Here is a 19,218-nt window from a genome sequence, read left to right as displayed (position 1 = left end):
CAGGGGCGCGCGCGGGCGGGCGCTGACGATCAGCGCCGCAAGAGGTCAGGAGAGACGGGAAACGGGCGGCGCGCGGGGCTGGGGCCGGTGTTGCGGCGGCGGCGCGGCGGGCCGGGGCGCGGTCAGATCGGGGCGGAAGCGGTCGAACTGCGCGGGCTCGGCGGTGGTGCCCAGATCGCCCTGCACCGCCACCAGCGCCAGCGTGACAGACAGACATTTGCCGGTCTCGCGGTTCTGCGCGGGCAAGGGCGCGCGGTCTTGCGCCACGCCATCGGCGCCCATCCAGATCTCGCGCGGGCCGTCGGGGGTGCACAGCACCAGCCGCTGCCCGGCGCCATCGACCACCCGCATCATCCCCTGCGGCACCGTCCCGGCCAGAACCAGCGCAAGCAGCAAAAGCCCCGACAGCACCGCCCGCGCAAGGCCTGCGCCCGCGCGCGGAACGCGGCGGCGGCTGGGCGGGACGGAAAGGGGCGAGGTCAGGCGCATCGGCGTCTGGTTAGCGGATCACAGCCCCGTGATACTTGATCTTGGTCAAGCGATCCAGAAAATCCGCGACATTCTGTCCGGTCGCCCCCGGCCCTTGCCCGGAGCCGTAACGCGGCGAAACGCGCGCGGCTTCCGCTGCGGGCCCGGGCGTGGCATAACCCGGCCAAGGAGACCCCGATGACACCTGACGCCGACCGGATCGCCCGGAAATCCCTGCTCTTGGGCGCGCTGCCGAAACCGGCGCAGGATCTGATCCTTGCGACCGCGCGCGACCGCGCCTTCGAGCGCGGCAAGACGATCTTTCTGCAAGGCGAGCAGGCGCGGTCGATCTATGTGGTGGCCGAGGGTTGGGTGAAGCTTTACCGCGTCGCGCCGAACGGCTCGGAGGCGGTGGTGAGCGTGTTCACCCGCGGCGACAGTTTCGGCGAGGCGGTGGCCTTTGCGGGCGGCGTCTACCCGGTCTCGGCGGAGGCGGCGACCGATGCCGTTCTGGTGCGCATCGAGACGGCGGAAATCCTGCGCCTGATCGAGCGGCAGCCCGGTCTGGCCGAGGCGCTGCTGGCGGCGAGTTTCGCGCATCTGCATCGGCTGGTGGGGCAGATCGAACAGCTCAAGGCGCGCTCGGGGGCGCAGCGGGTGGCGGAATTCCTGCTCGAACATGTGCCCGAGGAAAGCGGTGGTTGTGCCGTGACGCTTCCCTACGACAAGGTGTTGATCGCCGGGCGTCTCGGGATGAAGCCCGAAAGCCTGAGCCGGGCCTTTGCGCGGCTGCGCGAAAAGGGGGTGCAGGTGCGCCAGTCACGCGCGGAAATCGCCGATGTCGCGGTGTTGCGCGCCTATGTCGAGGAAGACCCCGGCCTGTCGTGGTCGCGTTAGCGCGGGCTTAGGGGCGCAGGCGGGGGCCGAGAAGCGCCGGGCCGAGGGCCTGCACGAAAAGCCCGAACGCCAGCACCCAAAGGCTTGCGGCAAGGAGCGTGCCGGGGGTGTAAAGCGCGAGCGGGCCAAGCGCGGCAGCCCAGCGGATCAGCGCCGCCACGGGGATCAGCGCATAGGCAAGCACGACCGGGGCAGGGGCGAGGAGCGGGCGGCCGGTATGGCCGAGCGTGGCGCGGCTCATCACCGCGAGCACCATCGTGCCGACGCCGCCGAGGGCGGAAAAATGCAACGCGCCGATCTGAGATCCGAGGCCGAAGGCGGCGAGGCCCTGCAAGAGCGCGCCCAGGCCCACAAGCGCCATCGCGCCATGCAGCACCGCAAGGATCGGCTCGCGCCGCACCGCAAGCCCGCGCCAGCGCCGCATCCGCCAAAGCTGCGCAAGGCCAAGCACGATCTGCGCCGCGCCCGCAAACGGCGCGGGCAGGCCAAGGGTGATCGCCGCAGCGGCGAGGATCGCGGCCCCGATCGCCACCCGGTCGGTGGTCTTGTCCTGCACCGGCAGCGTCTCGGGCGCGGCCACGACGCCGCGTGCGCTTGCGGCCCGGCCGAGCGCATTGCGGGTGAAGGCCGGGGTGATCCGCCCGCCCAGCACCACGATCAGCGCGATCAGCACCGCGATGCCGCCATGCAGCCCCGCGCCCGCATCGCCCAAGGGCAGGCCCAGAAAGTCAAGCATCACCCGGATCTGCGCCAGCCACATCAGCGACAGAAGGCCAAGGAACATGATGTCCGCCCCGTTGCGCCGCGCCAGCAATTGCTGCGTGATCCGTCCCGCAAGCATCGGCAGAAAGGCAAGCGTCACCGCCGCCGCGACAGGGCCGGGCACCGTCCCCCAAAGCCAGACCGAGACCCGCCCCGCCGCCCAGAGCACCGCCGCCAGCACGATGAACCGCGGCCGCGCCGGGGGCGCTCCGGTCCAGTTCGGCACCGCGGTCAGAAAGAACCCCGCCGCGGCGGCAGAGCCGAAGCCGAAGATCATCTCGTGCCCGTGCCACCACTGCGGCACGAGATCGTTGGGCAGATCCATCATCCCGCCCCAGCCCTGCAGGCCAAGCCAGAGCCCCCAGACCAGCATCGCCAGCGCGCCCCAGAGCCCGGCGAGCAGAAAGAAGATGCGAAAACCTTCGCTGAAGAGGCGGGTGAGGGCGGTCATGGCGGTCCTTTCGGGGGCAGTCCGGGGGGGCATTCGGGGGCAGGCTTGTCCGTGCCGACCATCGGCCCGGCGGGCCGCCGCCCCCTTGATGAAAGTCAAGACCCGCCGGGCCGAAGCGTCGCATCGGGGATAACCGCTGCGCGCGCGGCCCGCGCCGCCGTCACGCCAGATGTTCGAGCCGCGCGCCCTCGAACCCTGCCAGCGCGGCAAGGATATCCGCAGTCTCGGGCATCAGGCAGGCGGCGGTCGAGAGCGCATCGGCGAGGCCCGCCTGCGGCGCGGTGATGGTGACGAGGCGCCAGCGCGGCGGCGCCGGTTGGCCGGTTCTCGGGTCGAGAATATGCCCCACGCGGCCCGCCGCGTCGAAACTGGTGCCCAGCGCCGAGGAGCTTGCGAGCCCACGGTTGGTCAGCTCGACCTCGCCCCCCGCCGCCAGCCGCACCGGCCAGCCGCCGCCCCCGGGGCGCCCGCCCAGCGCGTGAAACTCGCCGGTGTCGATAAGGATGTCGCTCAGGCCGCGCGCGCGCAAGAGGCCCGCGACCCGGTCGGCGATCACCCCCTGCGCCACGCCGTTCAGCGTCAGCGCCTGACCGGGCGCAAGGGTGACGCAGCTGCTGTCGACCTCGACCCTGCCCCAGCCGATGCGCGGCAGAACCTGCGCGATCTCGGCCCGGCTCGGGGCGCGACCGGCGCTGAACCGCTCGGCGTAAAGCGCCCAGAGCGGCTGCACCGTCGGATCGAAGGCCCCCGCCGTCGCCGCATGGACCGCGTCGCAAAGCGCCAGACAGTCGAGCAATTCGAACGGCGGATCGTCGAGCCGCCCGCTGGCGTTCAGCCGCATCAGCGCGCTGTCGGCGCGGGTGAGCGAAAACACCGTCTCGAGCCGCGCGATCTCGGCGGCGGCGGCGGCGGTGATCGCCTCCGCCTCGGGATGGGCGATCAGGATGCGCGCGCTGGCGCCCAGCGCAATGCCGCGCCATTCGTGGATCTCGGCGCGGGCGGGCGCAAGGCCGAGGCCCGCCAGACCGGCGGTGATGGTCAGAAACCTGCGACGGGTGAGACGGGCCATCACATGTCCCCCATCGCATGACCGGCATGCCCCATGCTGGCGCCCATGTCGTGATCCATGTTGCCGCCCATCTCGGCCCCCATGTTCGCCCCCATGGTGGCCCCCATGTCATGCCCCGCATGGGCCTTGAGCCGCGCCGCGTAGCCGGCCTCATCGCCCGCCTCGGCCACGGGCGCCTCGGGGGCAAGCATCGCGGCGGGGATCTCGGCAAGCCGCAGCGCCTGCCCGCCATAGCGCGCGATGAACGCCGCCGCCGCTTCGGGCGTGGCGAAGGGCACCGTCTCGGCCTCCTCCATGCCGCCAAGCCGCGACGAGCCCACCACATAGATCGCCTGATCGGCGGCGATCCAGGGAAGCGTCGCGGGCGCATCCCAATCGCCCGCCGCCATGTCGGTGACATAGGTGGCCTGCACCTGCCCCTCCTTCTGGCTCATGTTCAGGTAAACCAGCGCATCGCGCACCTGACTGAAGAACAAGGGCTTGCCGGGGGCGACATCAAGATGCACCTGCGCCTTCGGGCCGCCGTGGTCGAGAATGTTCATCTGGCAGAAGTAGCCCACCGCATCGGCGCTGAGCGAAACCGGTTGCGGCACCGCTGCATCGTCGCGGCAGGCTGCCAGCAGGCACAGGGACAAAAGCAGGCGTTTCATGGGGTTACCTTTCGGAAAGAGACAAGGGCAAGGGCTCCGGCGAGGGCGGGCCACAGCAGAAGCGAGGCGGCGGATTGCCAAAGCGGCACCGCGCCCGCGGCGGCGGCGACGCCGGAGGCCGCCGCGCCCGCCTGCGCCGCGGCGAGGTTGAAGAGGCGAAACGCATCGGCGGGGTTTGCGAGCAGGGTGAGCGGGAAGACCTGCGTGGTGAAGGCGCCGCCATTGTCGGCGACCACCGCGGCGAGCAGGGCAAGGTCGTAAAGCACCACCGCCAGAAGCCAGAGCCCGACCGCGCCGCCCGCCGCCGCCGAGGGGCGCTTGGCGCGGGCCGAGATCGCATAGCCAAGGCCGAGGAAGGTGGCGCCGAGCGCGACCGAGGTCCAGATCAGCCGCAAGAGCGCGCCAAGCCCCGCGCCCGAGGTCGGATCGAGCAGGACAGCCGCCACCCCCGCCGTGCCATAGCCCGCGATCAGCGCCAGCGTGAGGATGGCGAGATGGGCGAGCGCCTTGCCCGCAAGGATCGGCCCGCGCCCGATCGGATAGGTGAGGATCAGGGGCAAGGTGCCGCGCTCGGCCTCGCCCGCGACCGCGTCGAAGGACAACAGCAGCGCGATCAGCGGCACCAGATAGACCGAGAGGCTGGTCAGGCTCGCCACCGTGACCGAGAGCCGGTCGGTGCCGAGACTGCCGCTTGGCCCCGAGCCCGCCGCGGTCAGGATCAGCGCGAAGATCACCATCAGCCCCGCGGCGATGGCAAGCCAGCGGTTGCGCGTGGCGATGCGGAATTCGGCTTTCGCAAGCGCAAGGATGGCGGGGGCAAGGTTTGCGGGGGCAAGCGTCGCGCTCATTGGCCGTCCCTCCGGCTGAAATGGCTGTAGATATCCTCGAGCGAGGGCGGGATCAGATCGAGATCGGCGACCATCGCGCCAAGCCCCGCGACGCGGGCAAGCGCCGCCAGTTTCTGCCCCTGCGCGCTGCTCAGATGCAGTTGCCCGCCGACCCGCACCGCCTCGGGCAGGGCCTCGGCGAGACGCGCCTCCTGCCCCGGCGCCGGGGTGATCTGCAACGTCACCGGCAGATCGGCCTTGGCGCGCAGGCTGGAGAGAGTGCCGCGCGCCACCAGATGCCCGCCCGACAGGATCACGATCCGGTCGGTGCGCGCCTCGACCTCGGTCAGCGCATGCGACGACAGCAGGATCGCCGCGCCCTCGGCGGCGAGATCGTCCAAAAGCGCGTAGAAATCGCGCCGCGACACCGGGTCGAGGCCCGAGGTCGGTTCATCAAGGATCAACAGCCTCGGCCGCCCGATCAGCGCCTGCGCCAGCCCCACCCGCTGCCGCATCCCCTTGGAATAAGTGCCGATCCGCCGCCGCGCCGCATCATGCAGGCCCACCCGGCCGAGCAGATCGCGCGCCCGCGCCGGGCTTTCGCCGCGCAGCGACAGGAACAGCCCGATCTGCTCTTCACCGGTCAGCGCCGGGTGAAAGGCGACATTCTCCGGCAGATAGGCCACGCCTGCACGGGCCTGCGCCGAGCCCGGCGCCGCACCCAGCACCGAGACCTGCCCGGCATCGAACGGGATCAGCCCCAGCACGATCTTCATCAGCGTGGATTTGCCCGCGCCGTTATGGCCCAGAAGCGCCACCCGCTCGCCGGGGGCGACCTCGAAGCTGACCGCGCTGAGCGCGGCCAAGGCGCCATACTGCTTAGTGAGAGAGGTCAGGTTCAGCATCGTCTCCGGTCTCTTCGGCCCAGCGCCGGACCGGTTCGGCCGCGCGGGCCGCCAGATCGGGCGGGAGGGGAATGTCGATGGGCGCCATCAGCGGATGGCTGTCGAGGATGCCGCCGGGCAGCGTGGCGGGGAAACTCGCCTGGCTCCAGCGGATCAGCTGCACCACGGGCGCGCCGGTCAGCAGCGCGGCCGCGGGTTGCGACCACAGGATATGGTCCATCAGGTCATTGGGGCGAAACGCCTGATCGGCGCGGCCATCGCCGTTCAGATCGAAGGCGGCAAGGTCGGACCAGTAATTGCCGCGCCCCTCGAGGCTCCATTCCAGATCGCGCGAGCCGACATATTTCACCTGCGTGCGATTGCCGATGAAGGCATTGCCGGTCACCGCATTGCGCGCCGATCCGGCGGTGTAGTGAATGCCGATGCCGCAGCCCTCAAACCGGTTGCCGGCGATCAGGTTCTTGTTGGCATCGTACAGGAAGGTGCATTTCGCCGCGCCGATCACCAGATTGCCGATCACATCGGCGTCGTTGGTGGAATTCAGCATCACCCCGTGGTCGCGGTCGGACAGCGAGATGTTGCCCGTCACCTGCAACCTGCGCGAATACATCATGGCAAAGCCAAGGTGGTTGCCGATCGAGATATTGTCGGCGACCACACTGTCGTTGGTATACATGTAGTGGATCGCAAAGCGCAGATCGCTAAATCTGTTGCGGCGGAAGATGTCCTTGCGCGAGGTATTGGAGAAGATGCCGTCGCGGCCCCAGCGCACCACATTGTCCTCGATCACCACGCCGGGCGCGTTCCAGACGTAAAAGCCGTTGCCGCGCGCGTTCATCTGCGCGTCGCGGCGGCCCAGCACGGTATTGCCCCGCGCCAGCGCGTCGATGGCGCCGTGAAAGTCGATGCCATGCATGTTGTCGCGCAAAAGATTGCCCTCGATGCGGGTGCGCGCCACGCCCTTGATGACCTTGATGCCGGCGTCGATATCCTCGTTGCGCGCGCCCGATCCCTGCACGATCAGCCCGCGCAGCGTGACGTCATCGGCGGTGACGCGCAGCACCGTGCCCCGGTGGCCGCCGTCGATCACCGCCGCCCCCGCCCCTTCGAGCGTCAGCGGCTTGTCGATGACGGCGGGACCGTAAAGCCCCGCCGTCAGGCGCAGCACGTCGCCGGGCGATGCCGCGGCGATCGCGCGGCGCAGGGCTGCCTCGCCCGGAGAAACCGGCACCGTCTCGGCTTGCAGGGGGTGTGCAAGCAGGCTCAGCGCAAGAAAAAGACAAGGCAGCCGCATCGCTTACGCCTTCGGACGCACGAACATGCGGCCGCGCATCTCCATGTGCAGCGCGTGGCAGAACCACTGGCAGTAATACCAGTAGACGCCCGGATTGGCGGCGACGAAGGTGACCGACGAGGTCGCCTGCGGCCCGATCTCCATCGCCACGCCGTGGCCCCCCATGGTGAAGCCATGCGTCAGGTCATCGATGTCGTCGAGGTTGGTGATCACCACGGTGACCTCGTCGCCCTCGGTCACCTCGAAGCTTTCCATCGCATAGTTCGGCGCGATGGCCGACATGTAGACGCGCACCTTGCCGGGGTCGGCCTTGTCGCGGATCACGATGGCCTGTTCGTCGTCAAGATCGACTCCATCGGCCTCGGCCTGCGCCCGCGTCTCGGCCCAGAACGGGTCGTTGCGGTCCCAGATCGACTTGATGCCCGTCATCTTCGAGGCATGCACGGCGATCGCGTCATGCGGTTCGGCGAAGTTCGGCCCGTCGTGGATCACCTTCATCCGCTCGCCCGAAATGTCGATCAGCTGATCGTTCTCGGGCTTCAGGGGCCCGACGTTCAAGAACCGGTCCTTGGAGAATTTGCACAGGCAAACCAGCCACTTGCCATCGGCCTCGAGGGTCTCGCCCATCGAGGTCTTGAGGTGCCCCGGCTGATATTGCACGTCGCATTTGTCGAGGATCGGGTCGACCTTCTCGCCCGCGTAAAGCCGTTTCGCCAGATCGATGTTCCACTTCACAACCTGGCTGTCGAGGAAGAGCGAGGTATAAACGTTGCCCTTGCCGTCAAAGGCGTTGTGCAGCGGCCCGAGCCCCAGTTCCGGCTCCGCCACCACGACCGAACGCGGGTCGGCGTCGGTCTCGAAGATCGTGTCGAGCTTCGTGACGTCGATCACCGTGACGGTGGGGCTCAGCTTGCCCGCGACGCAGAGGTGGATCTTGTCGGGCGCCATGTTGCAGCCATGCGGGTTGTTGGCGACCGGAATGTAGCGGGTGTATTTCTTGTTCGACCCCTTGCGCCCGTCGATCACCTTGACGCCGTTGAGCTCCTGATAATCGCCCGCCGCGATGCCCTTTTCGATCTCGGCGATGTTGAACACCACCACATGATCCATCTCCGCCCCCGTCATGTCGGCGGTGTTCATCCCCATTTCGCTGTTGTAGCTGGTCGAGAACGCCCATTTGCCTTCGTAATCGGCGTCGGTATTGTCGAGGTTGCCCGACACGATCACCTGCCAGGCCACATCCCATTTGTCGGCATCGACCGCGGTGAAGATGTTCACATAGGTGCTCACGTCATCCATCGTCGAACCGTCGTTGACGAGCGGCGTCTCGTCCTCGCCATTGCAGAAGACGTAATTGGTGCGCGGCCATTTCTGCGGCCGCAGCCCGTGGATCGCATGGGCGTTGGGCACTTCGAGGATGGCGTCGCATTTCATCACGTCGCAGCGCACGCGGGCGACGCGGGTGTTGGCCTTGTCGTTCATGTAGAGGAAGCGGCCGTCATACTTGCCCTCGGTGAAGGACATGTGAACATGGTGCAAATCGCCGTTGTCGTGGATTTTCTTGCCGTTCGCTTCGAGGAATTTCTTCGTTTCGGGAAGCATCGAACGTTGATGCACGCGGATCGATTCATTGGTCTGGCCCCAGCCGGTGGCCGAGCAGCGGTTGAACACCGGCACGCGCATCAACTCGCGCATCGAGGGGATGCCCAGAATCCGCATCTCGCCGGTCTGGCCCGAGGACCAGAAGCCGTAATATTCATCAAGTTGGCCGGGCGGCACTTCGAACCCGCCCGAGGCCCCCTCGGCCCGCGCCGCGCCGGTCGCGGCCAGCGTCGCGCCTGCAAAGCCCGTGCCCAGCGCGAGGCGCCCGCCAAGCGTGCCCGCCAGCGCCGCGCCGCCCGCGCTTGCGCCCAGAAGCATCCTGCGGCTGATGCCGGCTTTGGTCTCTTCGGTCATGGTTGAACTCCTTCTTTCCGTTCAGTGAGGGGTATGGGGATGGTTGCGCAGATCGCGCGGGACCGCGGTTGCGGCGACGTTCTGGGCTGAGGCCGGCGCCACGGCGGCGCGGCGTTTGTCCTGCCGGATCACGACGGGGCAGGTGGTGTGGCTTTGGTAAAGCACCTGGCAATGCAGGCAGGTGACGCATTCGTTCGGGTTGATCTCGCCCGTGGGGTGGATCGCCTGCACCGGGCAGTCATGCGCGCAGACCTGACAGGGGTTGCCGCAATCGTGGTAGCGTTTGAGCCAGTCGAACATCCGCAGCCGCGCCGGAATGGCGAGTGCCGCGCCAAGCGGGCAGAGGTAGCGGCAATAGAACCGCTCGACGAAGAGCCCCGCCATCATAAGCGCCGCCGCATAGGCGACGAAGGGCCAGGCGCGCACGAATTTCAGGATGATCGCGGTCTTGAAGGGCTCGATTTCGGCCAGATGTTCGGCCTGTTCGATCGAGCCCAGCGACACCCCGAAAAGCCCGAGGAAGATCATGTATTTGATCGGCCAGAGGCGCTCGTTCAGGCCCCAGGGCAGGGTCCATTGCGGGATGTGGAGCGCGCGCGCGATGCGGTTGGTGATCTCTTGCAACGCGCCGAAGGGGCAAAGCCAGCCGCAATAAGCGCCCCGCCCCCAGAACAGAAGCGCGGCGGCGACGGCGAACCACAGGATGAAGGTCAAGGGATCGAGCAGGAAGGCCTGCCAGCTGAAGGACGTGGTCAGCGCGCCAAAGAGCGCCATCAGGTTGACGACCGAGAGCTGCGCATTGGCGTAAAAGCCAAGGAAACCCAGCGTCACGGTCAGAAAGCCCATGCGGAACCAGAAGAAGGCGCGGGCATTGCGCGTCACCGCGTTCTGGAAAAAGAAGACCAGCGTCAGCACCACCAGCATCGTCGCGGTGACGGCGATCTCGGGCTTCTTGCCCGCCCAGATCGAGCGCCACAGATTCGCCTGCGCGTCGGTCTCCTCGACCACCGGCGCGGGCGCCGCCACCGCAAGGGGTTTGAGGTAATGGCCGGGCAGCTGATAGCCGAGCTCGAAAGTGGTGAAGAGCTTCTGCGTCGCGGCGACCGGACGCTGCACCAGCAGTTGCAGCCGGAACGGTTTCGCCGGATCGAAGCCCAGATCGGCGGGGATCTTGAACAGGTCGGCTTCGGTGAACCCCGGCGCGCCCTTGGCCCCCAGCGTGACCAGACGGCGATGGTCGTGGTCATGGAACCGCACCGTCACGTCGTCTTGCACCAGCACGATGCGGTCGAAGATGCCGCCGCGCACATAGCCCGAGCCCTTGAAGGAATAAAGCCCGTTCGCCGCGATCGCCACCGCGCTTTCGCCGGGCTTGAGCCAGGCTTGCAGGTTCGCCGCCTCGGCCGCGCCCAGCACCGCCTTGCCGATGCCGGGCACCGACACGAGCGCGAGGTTGAGGTCGATGAACGGCGTCTGCGGCGGCTCGCGCAGCGCATGGGGCACCGCGCGCGGATCGGGCAGCGCCGCGAAAGCCTCGTTCACCTGACCCACATCGAGCGAGAGCCGCCGCACCGTGCCATCGCCCAGCATCGCGAGCCACCCCTCGGGCGCCACGGCGGCGGGGTCGATCTCGGCCTTCGGGCCGGTGGCCTTTTCGGCACGCATGCCGCCAAGGCCGAGCGCGCGCGCGACCTTGATGCCCGAGCGCAGGATCGAATCGTCGATCACCATCACAGTGACGGTGGCGCCCGAAATGATCTGCAAATCATGCGCCGCGGCCTTGTCGATGGCGGCGCGGGTCAGGTCGACCCCCACATAAGAGCCCACGAGCGCCTTCACCTTGGCCTCGGGAATGCCAACCAGAACAATGGGTTCGGAGTGCTTGAGCAGCCGCGCGCCAAGCACCTTGCCGGCCATGTCGAGCGCCACCATCACATGGATGGGCTTGCCCGAATACCCGGTGGTGCCGACGAAATCGGAGGTGACGAAAGCCCAGCCGCGTTGCGTCGTGCCCTGCATCACCGGCGCCACCGCCAGATCGGGCTTTTGCGGGCCGAAGCTGTCGGCACCGGGAACCAGATCGGCTGGCGCGACCTGCGGCAGGTATTTTTCGAGAACCGTCGCCTCGGCCGCCGCGGGGCCTGCCAGCGCGAGGAAAAGCGCGCCGCACACCATCCATGCCAGGGCGAAGATATGAGAACATCTGTGCATCAGGAGATCATCCGGTCAGGGGCCGCGCGCGGGGGGCCGCGGGCAGCGGGGGCGGGATCGGGCAGGCCGGGCAATTCCACCGCGGCGGCGATCCAGAGCGGGTCGAAACGGGTGTCGAGCGCGCGCGTCGCGGCGAGGCGCTCGGGCAGCACCGCGCCGGAACCGGCGGCGAGGCAATCGGGGCAGGCGTCGCAACGGCCGGGGCCCGAACCCGAGGCGGGACCGGGGGCGGGGTTGCCCGCGGCATCGAGCCAGAGGGTCTCGGTGCCGCCGCCGCTGGCGCAGATCACCATCGGGCGCAGCCCCGCTTGCTCCGCGCAGGCCGCAGCCCCCCAAGCCCCCGTGAGCGCCAGAGCCAGGCAAAGGCTCAGGCGCAGGGCCATGGCTAGGGCCGGGGCGGCCAGCGGCGAAATTCGCCGCGAAAGGGGCGCGGTGCAGGTCATGATCTCTCCCTAAGCACCGAGCCTACCCCCGGCCTTGATTTAAGTCATGTAGAATATCCTTTTTAATCCACCTCGACCCGAGGCCGATTTCAGGTAAGAATATCTGCATCTTGAGAGGGGTGGCCCGTGCGCCTGACGACCTTTACCGATTATGCCTTGCGGCTGTTGATCTACACGGCGGCGAGGTCGGGCGAGCGGGTGACGATCGACGAGGTCGCGGAGTGGTTCGCGATCTCGCGCGCGCATGTGAAGAAGGTGGTGCTGACGCTGTCGCGCGCGGGGTTTCTGGTTTCGAGCAAGGGGCGCCACGGCGGATTCGTGCTGGCGCGCGCGCCCGAAGCGATCAATCTGGCCGATCTGGTGAGCGTGACCGAGCCCGATTTCGGGCTTTTCGAATGCTATCTGAGCGGCAATGCCTGCCGGATCTCGCGCCCCTGTCGGCTGCCGAACGTGGCGAACGAGGCGCTCGATGCGTTCTTGGCCGTGCTGGGCAAATACACGCTCGCCGATGCGATGGTGCGGCCGAAATACTTCCTTGCGCAGGCGCCCGACGGGCCGCAACCTTTGCGTGGTCTGTCACAGGCCCCGCCCGATACCGCCGAGGCCCCGGCAGAGCGGTCGGGCAGCGGTCAGGACGCCTGAGCGCCGCGCCACGCCAAGGGCAGTCGGGCATGGCTCTGCGCCAACCTGCCGAGCACAACGACGACCGCGCCGCTCCAGCGCCCGCCCCTCGCGCCGCCGATGCCCGGTGCTCTCTCTGAAGCGCGCTCCAACGACTGCTATAGCTGTTTGCCGCGGGTGCAGTGCCGCAATATCACCGACCGCTCTCCGCCCTCCCCGAACCGGGGTTCCTTGCCACGCTTGCGCCCGTCTGGCGCCCCTTTCCCGCGGAGCGGTGCCCGGATAATGTTGCCGAATGTCGAAGAAGTATGGCCGCACCTTTCATTTGCCGATCTCGCCCGGCGCCAGCAGCGACGACAAGATCATGACCTCGCTCGAGGGGTTGATCTGCGACGATCTGGTGATCACCGAAAAGATGGATGGCGAGAACACCACGCTGCACCGCGGCGGTTGCCATGCGCGCAGCCCCGACAGCCGCAACCACCCCTCGCGCGACTGGCTCAAGGCCTTTGCCGCGGGCATCTCGCCGCAACTGGCCGAGGGCGAGCGGATCGTCGGCGAGAACCTTTATGCGCGCCATTCGGTGGGCTATGACGCGCTGCCCGCGTGGTTTCTGGGCTTTGCCTGGATCCTCGACGACGAGGTGCAGCCCTGGGATTTGACGCTGATGCGGTTCGAGGAATTGGGCATCACCCCGGTGCCGACGCTTTGGCGCGGACCTTGGCGGGCGGGGCTATTCGAGACCATCGCGGCGGGGCTTGATCTGGCCCGGCAGGAGGGTTTCGTCGTGCGCGTGGCGGGGGCTTTCCCCGAAGCCGAGATGCCGCGCCGGATGGGCAAATATGTCCGCGCGGGCCATGTGCAAAGCGAAACGCACTGGATGCAGGCGGCGCTTGTGCCGAACGGGCTGAAGAGCGCATGAGGACCGGACGCGCGGCCCTGCATCTGGCGCTCGCCGCTGTTCTGACGGTGCTGACGCAGCTGGGCGGGCTGGCGTGGCTGATCAGCCGTTTGTTTCGCCGCAAGTTCCTTGCCTTTGCGCTGCTTTATGGCGGGCTTTGGCTGGGCGCGCTGATGATCGCGCCGCTGTTCGGGCGGGTGCCGATCGCCTGTCACGGCGACGGCCCGTTGGTGATGCGGTCGTGGGTCTTCTGCCTTGCGAACCGCAATTACGTCGCCCCCGATCTCAAATCCGCCGCCGAGGACATGGCGTCCGAGATGGCGCAGACCCATCCCGGCACCGTGACCCTTGCGCTGGATGGCAACTTCCCGTTTCTGAACGGATTTCCGCTTTTGCCGCATCTGTCGCACAAGGATGGCCGCAAGCTTGATCTTGCGCTTTATTACGCCGATCACGGCCGCTACCTGCCGGGGCAAACTCGCTCGCCCTTGGGCTATTTCGCCTTCGAGCCGGGGCCAGGCACCTGCCCGCCGCGCTTTCCAACGCTGCGCTGGGATCTGCCCTGGCTGCAACCGCTCTGGCCCGACTATGCCCCCGAGCCCGAACGGATGCGCCTTGCGCTGCGGCTTTTGTCGCGCGATCCGCGGATCGGCAAGGTTTTCCTTGAACCGCATCTGGCGGCGAAATTCGGGTCCGGCGCGGCGAAGATCCGCTTTCAGGGCTGCGCCGCCGCCCGGCATGTCGATCACATCCACATTCAGCTGTAAGGCCGGTTTTCCGCTTGCTCAGCTGACGGGTTTGGCCAGCGATGTCAGCCGCCGGGTCAGCGCCACAACGGCCAACCGCGCTAGGTCTCGGGCAAGCCGACTTTTGCAGCGCCTTGGACGAACGGCATCAATGCACAGGGAGCCGCCGTAGCAGAGCCCCGGCACCAAGCTGCGCAGGTCCACGTGCGGCCCTTACCGGCCGGTCGGCCCTTCCAGCTGATGCCGCGACAGCGGCCGCTCGATCGCGCCGCAGCGTAAGGCCGAGCAGCCCATTCCGGCCCCTTTTGCGCGATGCAGCATTGCTGCGGGCCCGATCAAGAGGGTGGGCTTGCAGCATGTGAAGTTGTTGCCTTGCATCTGAAGAGCACCGGGATAGCAGACGCGCGGCTCCGTCCTCGGAACGGTTTCGATGTGAGGATCGCGATGGGCTACTCGGTTTCTACGTGAAGGGTACTTTGACCGTCTCCTTGACCGCGCCAACGACGTCCTGCCACTGGAAGATGGCTGCCATTGTCAATGCGCTCGGCTGACGTTCCGACTGTCGATGCCCGCCACGGGCGTCGCGTAGAGGTCGATCCTCTCAGCCTCCGGTGTGGTTCATGCCGCGCGCCATTTGCCCGGCGACGGCGCAGGGGCCGTAGCCAAAGGCATGGCCCGCGGGTTTGCGTGCAATCGCGGCGCGGATCTCGCGCGCCAGCGCCGCGCCCTCGATGCCCGCGCGCAGGACGGGGCGAAGGTCGGTAGACCCTTCCTGCCCAAGGCAGGTGTAAAGCTCGCCCTTGCAGGTCAGGCGCACGCGGTTGCAACTGTTGCAGAAATTGTGGCTGAGCGGCGAGATGAAGCCGATCCGCTGCCCGGTTTCGGCCAGTGTCACATAGCGCGCGGGGCCGCCGGTGCTCAGAGCGCTGTCGATCAGCCGGAACCGGGTTTCCAGATGCGCGCGGACCTCATCGAGCGGCCAGAACTGGTCAAGCCGCGTGCCTGCGGGAATGTCGCCCATCGGCATCAGCTCGATGAAGGTCAGATCGCAGCCGTGACCCGCCGCCCAGTCGGTCAGCGCGAAGATCTCGTCGTCGTTCACGCCCTTCAACGCCATCGCATTGAGCTTCACCCGCAGCCCCGCGGCCTGCGCGGCGGCGATACCGTCGAAGACCTGCCCGATCCGGCCGAGCCGGGTCAGGCGGGTGTATTTCTGCGCGTCTAAAGTATCGAGCGAGACATTGACCCGCTTCACCCCGCACGCGGCCAGCGCCTGCGCATGGCGGGCGAGCTGCGTGCCATTCGTGGTCAGGGTGAGTTCATCGAGCCGCCCGGCCCGCAGATGCGCCCCCATCGCGGCGAAGAAGCTGAGGATGTTGCGCCGCACCAGAGGCTCGCCCCCGGTCACCCGCAGCTTGCGCACGCCAAGCGTGACGAAGGCCGAGCAGAGCCGGTCGAGTTCCTCAAGGCTCAGCACCTGATTGCGCGGCAGGAAGGTCACGTCTTCCTTCATGCAGTAGGAACAGCGCAGATCGCAGCGGTCGGTGACCGAAACCCGCAGGTAACGCACATCACGGCCGAAGCCGTCACAAAGCGGCGTGCCCATCGTTCTTGCCTTCCTCGAGCCAGCCCAGCAGCGCCTCGGGCGACGCATCGAGCCGCTGCGCGAACCCCGCCCCGAACTCTGCGAAAGCGGCCGCGTTCAACCCGTTCAGCCCCACCACGACCGGCACACCCTGCGCCAAAGCCTCGCCGATCAGCGCGCGAAACCCGCGCCCCTCGGCCTCATGCTTGCCGAACTTGTTCACGACCAGCAGATCGGCGCCCGCGGCCAGCGCGGTCTCGGTCCGCGCCACGGCCTCTTCGAGCGCGGCGGGATCGAGCCTGCAGCCCTGCGAACCCGTTCCCAGATCTTGCGAGATCCGCAAGACCGGACCGCCCGGCAGCACCGTCACATCCATGTCGCACCGCCCGGTGCCGGGATTGTCGGTGTTCACCTGCACCGTGCCGATCACCCGCAGGCCGCGCGACCGCGCCGCTTCGGCGAAGCCCGCCAGAAGCCGGTTCGTCGCGCCGCCCTCGGCCTGCAGATATGCCAGTCGCATCCCGTCCTCTCAGTTCGTCGTCTTCAGATAGCCGTCGATCGCGGCCGCATCGACCGGTTTCGGCGCCGGGATCGCCCCCTCGGCCTGCAACCGCTCGACCACGCCGCGATAGGCGGTCAGGTAATTGTCGGGCAGATCATGCGCGATCCCCTGATGGCAGTCGATGCAGGTCATGCCCTGATCGAGCGCCTTCTGATGGTTCTCGGCGGCGCGGTTTTCCTGCAGCGTGAAGTCCATGTAAACAAGGCTGTGGCAGTTGCGGCAGGCTTGGCTGTCATTGCGCTTCATCCGCTCCCATTCGTGTTTCGCCAGTTCGATGCGGCGGTCAACGAACTTGTCGCGCGTCCAGATCGAGCCCGAGATGAAATGGCCGTAAAGCTCTTTCGAGGCTTGGATCTTGCGGATCATCTTCGGCCCCCATTCCTTCGGCACGTGGCAATCCGGGCAGGTCGCCCGCACCCCCGAGGCGTTGTTCTGATGCACAGATCCTTGATATTCCGCGTAAACATTCTCGCGCATCTCGTGGCACGAGGTGCAGAAGGTCTCGTTGTTGGTCATCTCGAGCGCGGTGTGAAAGCCCCCCCAGAACAGAATCCCGGTGCCAAAGCCCACGATCAGCAGCACGCCGAGCGAGATCGCGGCGGGCGGGCTCCAGAGCAGGGTCCAGAAACGGCGGAACAGACCGGGTTTCGGATCGGTGGTGTCGGTCATGATATGCTCCCTTGCCCCGGTTACTCTTCCGAGCCCTTGAAAAGGTTGTCGACAAGCGCGGGCGCATCGACCTGCGGCACGTGGCACTGATTGCAGAACCAGCGCCGTGGTGCGACGGTGTCGGTCTGCACGCCGTCGCGGCTGGTGTAATGCGTCATCGACAGCGTCGGCGCGCGGCGGTCGGCGGCGTTTTTCCAGTCGTGGCAGGCGAGGCATTCGTTCGCATGCAGGTCGATCTGATATTTCTCGATCGTGTGCGGAATGATCGGCGGCTGGGCGCGGTAGTTGCGGTTCTTGCGGCCTTCTTCCTGATGATAGACCGGGTTCACCGTCACCTGCGTTTCGGGATCGACGCCGCGAATGGAGTTGACGGTGGCGGTCTCGGGGGCCGTGGCGAGGGTGGATTGCGCGGCGGCAAACCCCGCGAGGCTGGCCGTGGCAGCCGCAAGGAGGGCGCTGATCAGAATGGCTTTTTTCATGGCTGGGGCTCCGTGAGGCGTGATTTCGAGGCGACGCGGCCCGGCGCGGGTGTGGCGTCGAAACGATGGGTGAAGCGGAAGACGTCAAGATCGCAGACGTCGATGCAGCGGCCGCAATTGGTGCAGTCGCGCGAGAGGATCAGGGGCGTGCTGCCGGTCGCGCCGCGCAGCGCGGGGGTCAGAACCTGCGGCTCGGGGCAGACGGTGAAGCAGTCCATGCAATCGTCGCAGACGGCGCGGGCGCGGGCGGAAACGCGCAGCACCGGCTTGCGGCCGATCTGGCCATAGAAGGCGCCGACCGGGCACAGATGCCCGCACCAGCCGTGCCGCGAGACGAAAAGGTCGAACAGGAAGACGGCCAGCACAAAGGTCCAGCCAAAGCCGATCCCGAAAACGAGGCCCCTGTGCAGCAGGCTGATCGGATTGACGAATTCCCAAGCGACGGTGCCGGTTGCGGCCGAAACGGCCAGCACGGTGACCATCAGCCAGAGCCGCGTCGTGCGCGCTGGCTGCCAGCCTTTCGGCAGGTTCAGCCGCCGGTGAGCCCAATGCGCGACATCGGTCACCGGGTTGATCGGGCAGACCCAGGAACAATAGACCCGCCCGCCGATCAGCGCATAGGTGACGGTGACGATCGCCGCGCCGATCAGCGCCGTCGTGGCGGGGATGTGCCCTGCTGCCAGCGATTGCAGGATCACGAAGGGGTCGGAGAGCGGCAGCACATCGAGCGTCACCGATCCGGTCAGATTGCCCTTGGCGATCCAGAGGCCGAACCACGGACCCGAGAGGAACAGCATCAGAAAGCCAAGCTGCGACAGGCGGCGGGTGATCAGCCATTTCTGCGCAGCCAACCGGCCTTTCGGGGCGCTCATGGTTTGCCCCCCGGAAGTTTGAAGGCGGGGGCGAAATCACCCGCGCCTTCGGGCGCAAAGCCGCCCGGCGTCGCCAGATTGTCGGTGCCGGGGCCGGGCAGTCGGTCGGGCAGATCGACGATGCCTTCGACCACCGGGGCGCCCTTGTCCTGCATCTCCTCCCAGCCCAGCCGATAGTGATCCGAGGCCACGCCGCGGGCCAGATGCAGCGGCAAAACCTTGATCGTTGCCTCGGGCAGGACGCAGCTTTTCTCGCATTTGCCGCAGCCGGTGCAGAACTCGGCATGGACCACGGGCAGGAAGATCGCATGATGGCCCGAGCGCGGATTGTGCCGCATTTCCAACGTGATTGCCTGATCGATCACGGGGCAGACGCGATAGCAGACATCGCAGCGCAGCCCCAGCGCATTCAGGCAATGTTCCTCATCGACCAGCACCGCGACGCCCATTTTCGCGTCTCCGATGTCGGTCAGGCCAGGGTCCAGCGCCCCGGTCGGGCAGGCGGCGACGCAGGGGATGTCTTCGCACATCTCGCAGGGGATCTCGCGGGCGGTAAAGAACGGCGTGCCGATCGCCACATCCTCGCCCGGGACCGCCAGGGTCAGCGTGTCATAGGGGCAGTCGCGCACACAAAGACCGCAGCGACTGCACGCGGCCAGAAAATCCGCCTCGGCTAAAGCCCCCGGCGGCCGCAAGGCCGTTGCGGGCAATGCCCCCGCGCGGCTGACGAAGCTCGCCAAAAGCGTTCCCGCCACCGCGCAGCCCGCCGCCATCCGGGCCGTTTCCGTCAGGAAACGGCGCCGGTCAAGCGACGAGGCAAAGCCGGGGGCGGGCATGGGTTTCTCCTTAT

The 19,218-nt window shown here is 67.5% G+C and carries 20 protein-coding genes; 4 read left to right on the top strand and 16 right to left on the bottom strand.

Annotation, left to right across the window (positions count from 1 at the left end):
- Window positions 1–45 precede the first annotated feature (45 nt).
- Window positions 46–489, bottom strand: coding sequence for a hypothetical protein (locus CRO22_RS15665; RefSeq protein ID WP_097071101.1), 444 nt, complete (start codon window positions 487–489; stop codon window positions 46–48).
- Between the two features lie 177 nt (window positions 490–666).
- Here CRO22_RS15665 and CRO22_RS15660 point away from each other — a divergent pair, with 177 nt between their 5' ends.
- A complete protein-coding gene (locus CRO22_RS15660) occupies window positions 667–1,365 on the top strand; it encodes a Crp/Fnr family transcriptional regulator (RefSeq protein WP_097071100.1) in 699 nt (232 codons plus the stop codon).
- Window positions 1,366–1,372: 7 nt separating this feature from the next.
- Here CRO22_RS15660 and CRO22_RS15655 read toward each other — a convergent pair whose 3' ends face one another.
- The 9 genes from CRO22_RS15655 to CRO22_RS18925 form a co-directional block, all read right to left on the bottom strand.
- Window positions 1,373–2,578 (bottom strand): NnrS family protein, encoded by a 1,206-nt coding sequence (locus CRO22_RS15655; protein ID WP_097071099.1) that lies wholly within the window; start codon window positions 2,576–2,578, stop codon window positions 1,373–1,375.
- 160 nt (window positions 2,579–2,738) lie between these two features.
- Window positions 2,739–3,647, bottom strand: a complete 909-nt coding sequence (locus CRO22_RS15650; protein ID WP_097071098.1) for an FAD:protein FMN transferase — start codon at window positions 3,645–3,647, stop codon at window positions 2,739–2,741.
- Entirely contained in the window at window positions 3,647–4,297 is a 651-nt protein-coding gene (locus CRO22_RS15645; protein WP_097071097.1) for a nitrous oxide reductase accessory protein NosL, read from the bottom strand. The genes CRO22_RS15650 and CRO22_RS15645 overlap by 1 nt, the downstream gene beginning before the upstream one ends.
- The gene (locus CRO22_RS15640) at window positions 4,294–5,145 is read right to left on the bottom strand and encodes an ABC transporter permease (protein ID WP_097071096.1); all 852 of its coding nucleotides are present in this window, start codon (window positions 5,143–5,145) and stop codon (window positions 4,294–4,296) included. Before CRO22_RS15640 ends, CRO22_RS15645 begins: the two co-directional genes overlap by 4 nt.
- Window positions 5,142–6,029 (bottom strand): ABC transporter ATP-binding protein, encoded by an 888-nt coding sequence (locus CRO22_RS15635; RefSeq protein WP_097071148.1) that lies wholly within the window; start codon window positions 6,027–6,029, stop codon window positions 5,142–5,144. Before CRO22_RS15635 ends, CRO22_RS15640 begins: the two co-directional genes overlap by 4 nt.
- The gene (locus tag CRO22_RS15630; RefSeq protein ID WP_097071095.1) at window positions 6,004–7,323 is read right to left on the bottom strand and encodes a nitrous oxide reductase family maturation protein NosD; all 1,320 of its coding nucleotides are present in this window, start codon (window positions 7,321–7,323) and stop codon (window positions 6,004–6,006) included. The genes CRO22_RS15635 and CRO22_RS15630 overlap by 26 nt, the downstream gene beginning before the upstream one ends.
- A 3-nt stretch (window positions 7,324–7,326) precedes the next feature.
- Entirely contained in the window at window positions 7,327–9,279 is a 1,953-nt protein-coding gene (gene nosZ, locus CRO22_RS15625) for a TAT-dependent nitrous-oxide reductase (protein WP_097071094.1), read from the bottom strand.
- A gap of 21 nt (window positions 9,280–9,300) precedes the next feature.
- A complete protein-coding gene (locus CRO22_RS15620; protein ID WP_394341500.1) occupies window positions 9,301–11,490 on the bottom strand; it encodes a NosR/NirI family protein in 2,190 nt (729 codons plus the stop codon).
- On the bottom strand, window positions 11,490–11,933 hold the full coding sequence (locus CRO22_RS18925) for a hypothetical protein (protein ID WP_097071092.1): 444 nt from the start codon (window positions 11,931–11,933) through the stop codon (window positions 11,490–11,492). The genes CRO22_RS15620 and CRO22_RS18925 overlap by 1 nt, the downstream gene beginning before the upstream one ends.
- Before the next feature lie 126 nt (window positions 11,934–12,059).
- On the opposite strand from CRO22_RS18925, the gene CRO22_RS15610 reads away from it, so the two are divergent.
- The 3 genes from CRO22_RS15610 to CRO22_RS15600 all read left to right on the top strand — a co-directional run bounded on the left by CRO22_RS15610 (window position 12,060) and on the right by CRO22_RS15600 (window position 14,222).
- The gene (locus CRO22_RS15610) at window positions 12,060–12,575 is read left to right on the top strand and encodes an RrF2 family transcriptional regulator (RefSeq protein ID WP_097071091.1); all 516 of its coding nucleotides are present in this window, start codon (window positions 12,060–12,062) and stop codon (window positions 12,573–12,575) included.
- 274 nt (window positions 12,576–12,849) lie between these two features.
- Window positions 12,850–13,476 (top strand): RNA ligase family protein, encoded by a 627-nt coding sequence (locus CRO22_RS15605; protein ID WP_097071090.1) that lies wholly within the window; start codon window positions 12,850–12,852, stop codon window positions 13,474–13,476.
- Window positions 13,473–14,222, top strand: coding sequence for a hypothetical protein (locus tag CRO22_RS15600; protein WP_097071089.1), 750 nt, complete (start codon window positions 13,473–13,475; stop codon window positions 14,220–14,222). Before CRO22_RS15605 ends, CRO22_RS15600 begins: the two co-directional genes overlap by 4 nt.
- Before the next feature lie 580 nt (window positions 14,223–14,802).
- Here the strand turns inward: CRO22_RS15600 and moaA are convergent.
- Genes moaA through napG form a run of 6 tightly spaced genes read right to left on the bottom strand, consistent with a single transcriptional unit; the run spans window position 14,803 to window position 19,204 of the window.
- Window positions 14,803–15,807 carry a GTP 3',8-cyclase MoaA gene (gene moaA, locus CRO22_RS15595; RefSeq protein WP_097071088.1) on the bottom strand — a complete coding sequence of 335 codons (1,005 nt, stop codon included), beginning with the start codon at window positions 15,805–15,807 and terminating at the stop codon, window positions 14,803–14,805.
- Window positions 15,788–16,306 carry a DUF2478 domain-containing protein gene (locus CRO22_RS15590; RefSeq protein ID WP_097071087.1) on the bottom strand — a complete coding sequence of 173 codons (519 nt, stop codon included), beginning with the start codon at window positions 16,304–16,306 and terminating at the stop codon, window positions 15,788–15,790. The genes moaA and CRO22_RS15590 overlap by 20 nt, the downstream gene beginning before the upstream one ends.
- A gap of 9 nt (window positions 16,307–16,315) precedes the next feature.
- Complete coding sequence (locus tag CRO22_RS15585) at window positions 16,316–17,017, bottom strand: NapC/NirT family cytochrome c (protein ID WP_097071086.1); 702 nt, start codon at window positions 17,015–17,017, stop codon at window positions 16,316–16,318.
- 20 nt (window positions 17,018–17,037) lie between these two features.
- On the bottom strand, window positions 17,038–17,496 hold the full coding sequence (locus CRO22_RS15580) for a nitrate reductase cytochrome c-type subunit (RefSeq protein WP_097071085.1): 459 nt from the start codon (window positions 17,494–17,496) through the stop codon (window positions 17,038–17,040).
- Entirely contained in the window at window positions 17,493–18,368 is an 876-nt protein-coding gene (gene napH / locus CRO22_RS15575; RefSeq protein ID WP_097071084.1) for a quinol dehydrogenase ferredoxin subunit NapH, read from the bottom strand. The genes CRO22_RS15580 and napH overlap by 4 nt, the downstream gene beginning before the upstream one ends.
- Window positions 18,365–19,204, bottom strand: a complete 840-nt coding sequence (napG, locus tag CRO22_RS15570; protein WP_097071083.1) for a ferredoxin-type protein NapG — start codon at window positions 19,202–19,204, stop codon at window positions 18,365–18,367. The genes napH and napG overlap by 4 nt, the downstream gene beginning before the upstream one ends.
- Window positions 19,205–19,218 lie beyond the last annotated feature (14 nt).

It is taken from the genome of Rhodobacter maris (assembly GCF_900217815.1).
In the GTDB taxonomy this organism is placed as follows: Bacteria; Pseudomonadota; Alphaproteobacteria; order Rhodobacterales; family Rhodobacteraceae; genus Rhodobacter; species Rhodobacter maris.
The sequence above is the reverse complement of the archived record's forward strand: the minus strand, read 5'-3'. Positions and strand labels throughout refer to the sequence as shown.

Coding starts and splice junctions, on each gene's coding strand:
- CRO22_RS15665 (WP_097071101.1), bottom strand. CDS start 489: ATGCGCCTGACCTCGCCCCTTTCCGTCCCGCCCAGCCGCCGCCGCGTT.
- CRO22_RS15660 (WP_097071100.1), top strand. CDS start 667: ATGACACCTGACGCCGACCGGATCGCCCGGAAATCCCTGCTCTTGGGC.
- CRO22_RS15655 (WP_097071099.1), bottom strand. CDS start 2,578: ATGACCGCCCTCACCCGCCTCTTCAGCGAAGGTTTTCGCATCTTCTTT.
- CRO22_RS15650 (WP_097071098.1), bottom strand. CDS start 3,647: ATGGCCCGTCTCACCCGTCGCAGGTTTCTGACCATCACCGCCGGTCTG.
- CRO22_RS15645 (WP_097071097.1), bottom strand. CDS start 4,297: ATGAAACGCCTGCTTTTGTCCCTGTGCCTGCTGGCAGCCTGCCGCGAC.
- CRO22_RS15640 (WP_097071096.1), bottom strand. CDS start 5,145: ATGAGCGCGACGCTTGCCCCCGCAAACCTTGCCCCCGCCATCCTTGCG.
- CRO22_RS15635 (WP_097071148.1), bottom strand. CDS start 6,029: ATGCTGAACCTGACCTCTCTCACTAAGCAGTATGGCGCCTTGGCCGCG.
- CRO22_RS15630 (WP_097071095.1), bottom strand. CDS start 7,323: ATGCGGCTGCCTTGTCTTTTTCTTGCGCTGAGCCTGCTTGCACACCCC.
- nosZ (WP_097071094.1), bottom strand. CDS start 9,279: ATGACCGAAGAGACCAAAGCCGGCATCAGCCGCAGGATGCTTCTGGGC.
- CRO22_RS15620 (WP_394341500.1), bottom strand. CDS start 11,490: ATGCACAGATGTTCTCATATCTTCGCCCTGGCATGGATGGTGTGCGGC.
- CRO22_RS18925 (WP_097071092.1), bottom strand. CDS start 11,933: ATGACCTGCACCGCGCCCCTTTCGCGGCGAATTTCGCCGCTGGCCGCC.
- CRO22_RS15605 (WP_097071090.1), top strand. CDS start 12,850: ATGTCGAAGAAGTATGGCCGCACCTTTCATTTGCCGATCTCGCCCGGC.
- CRO22_RS15600 (WP_097071089.1), top strand. CDS start 13,473: ATGAGGACCGGACGCGCGGCCCTGCATCTGGCGCTCGCCGCTGTTCTG.
- moaA (WP_097071088.1), bottom strand. CDS start 15,807: ATGGGCACGCCGCTTTGTGACGGCTTCGGCCGTGATGTGCGTTACCTG.
- CRO22_RS15590 (WP_097071087.1), bottom strand. CDS start 16,306: ATGCGACTGGCATATCTGCAGGCCGAGGGCGGCGCGACGAACCGGCTT.
- CRO22_RS15585 (WP_097071086.1), bottom strand. CDS start 17,017: ATGACCGACACCACCGATCCGAAACCCGGTCTGTTCCGCCGTTTCTGG.
- CRO22_RS15580 (WP_097071085.1), bottom strand. CDS start 17,496: ATGAAAAAAGCCATTCTGATCAGCGCCCTCCTTGCGGCTGCCACGGCC.
- napH (WP_097071084.1), bottom strand. CDS start 18,368: ATGAGCGCCCCGAAAGGCCGGTTGGCTGCGCAGAAATGGCTGATCACC.
- napG (WP_097071083.1), bottom strand. CDS start 19,204: ATGCCCGCCCCCGGCTTTGCCTCGTCGCTTGACCGGCGCCGTTTCCTG.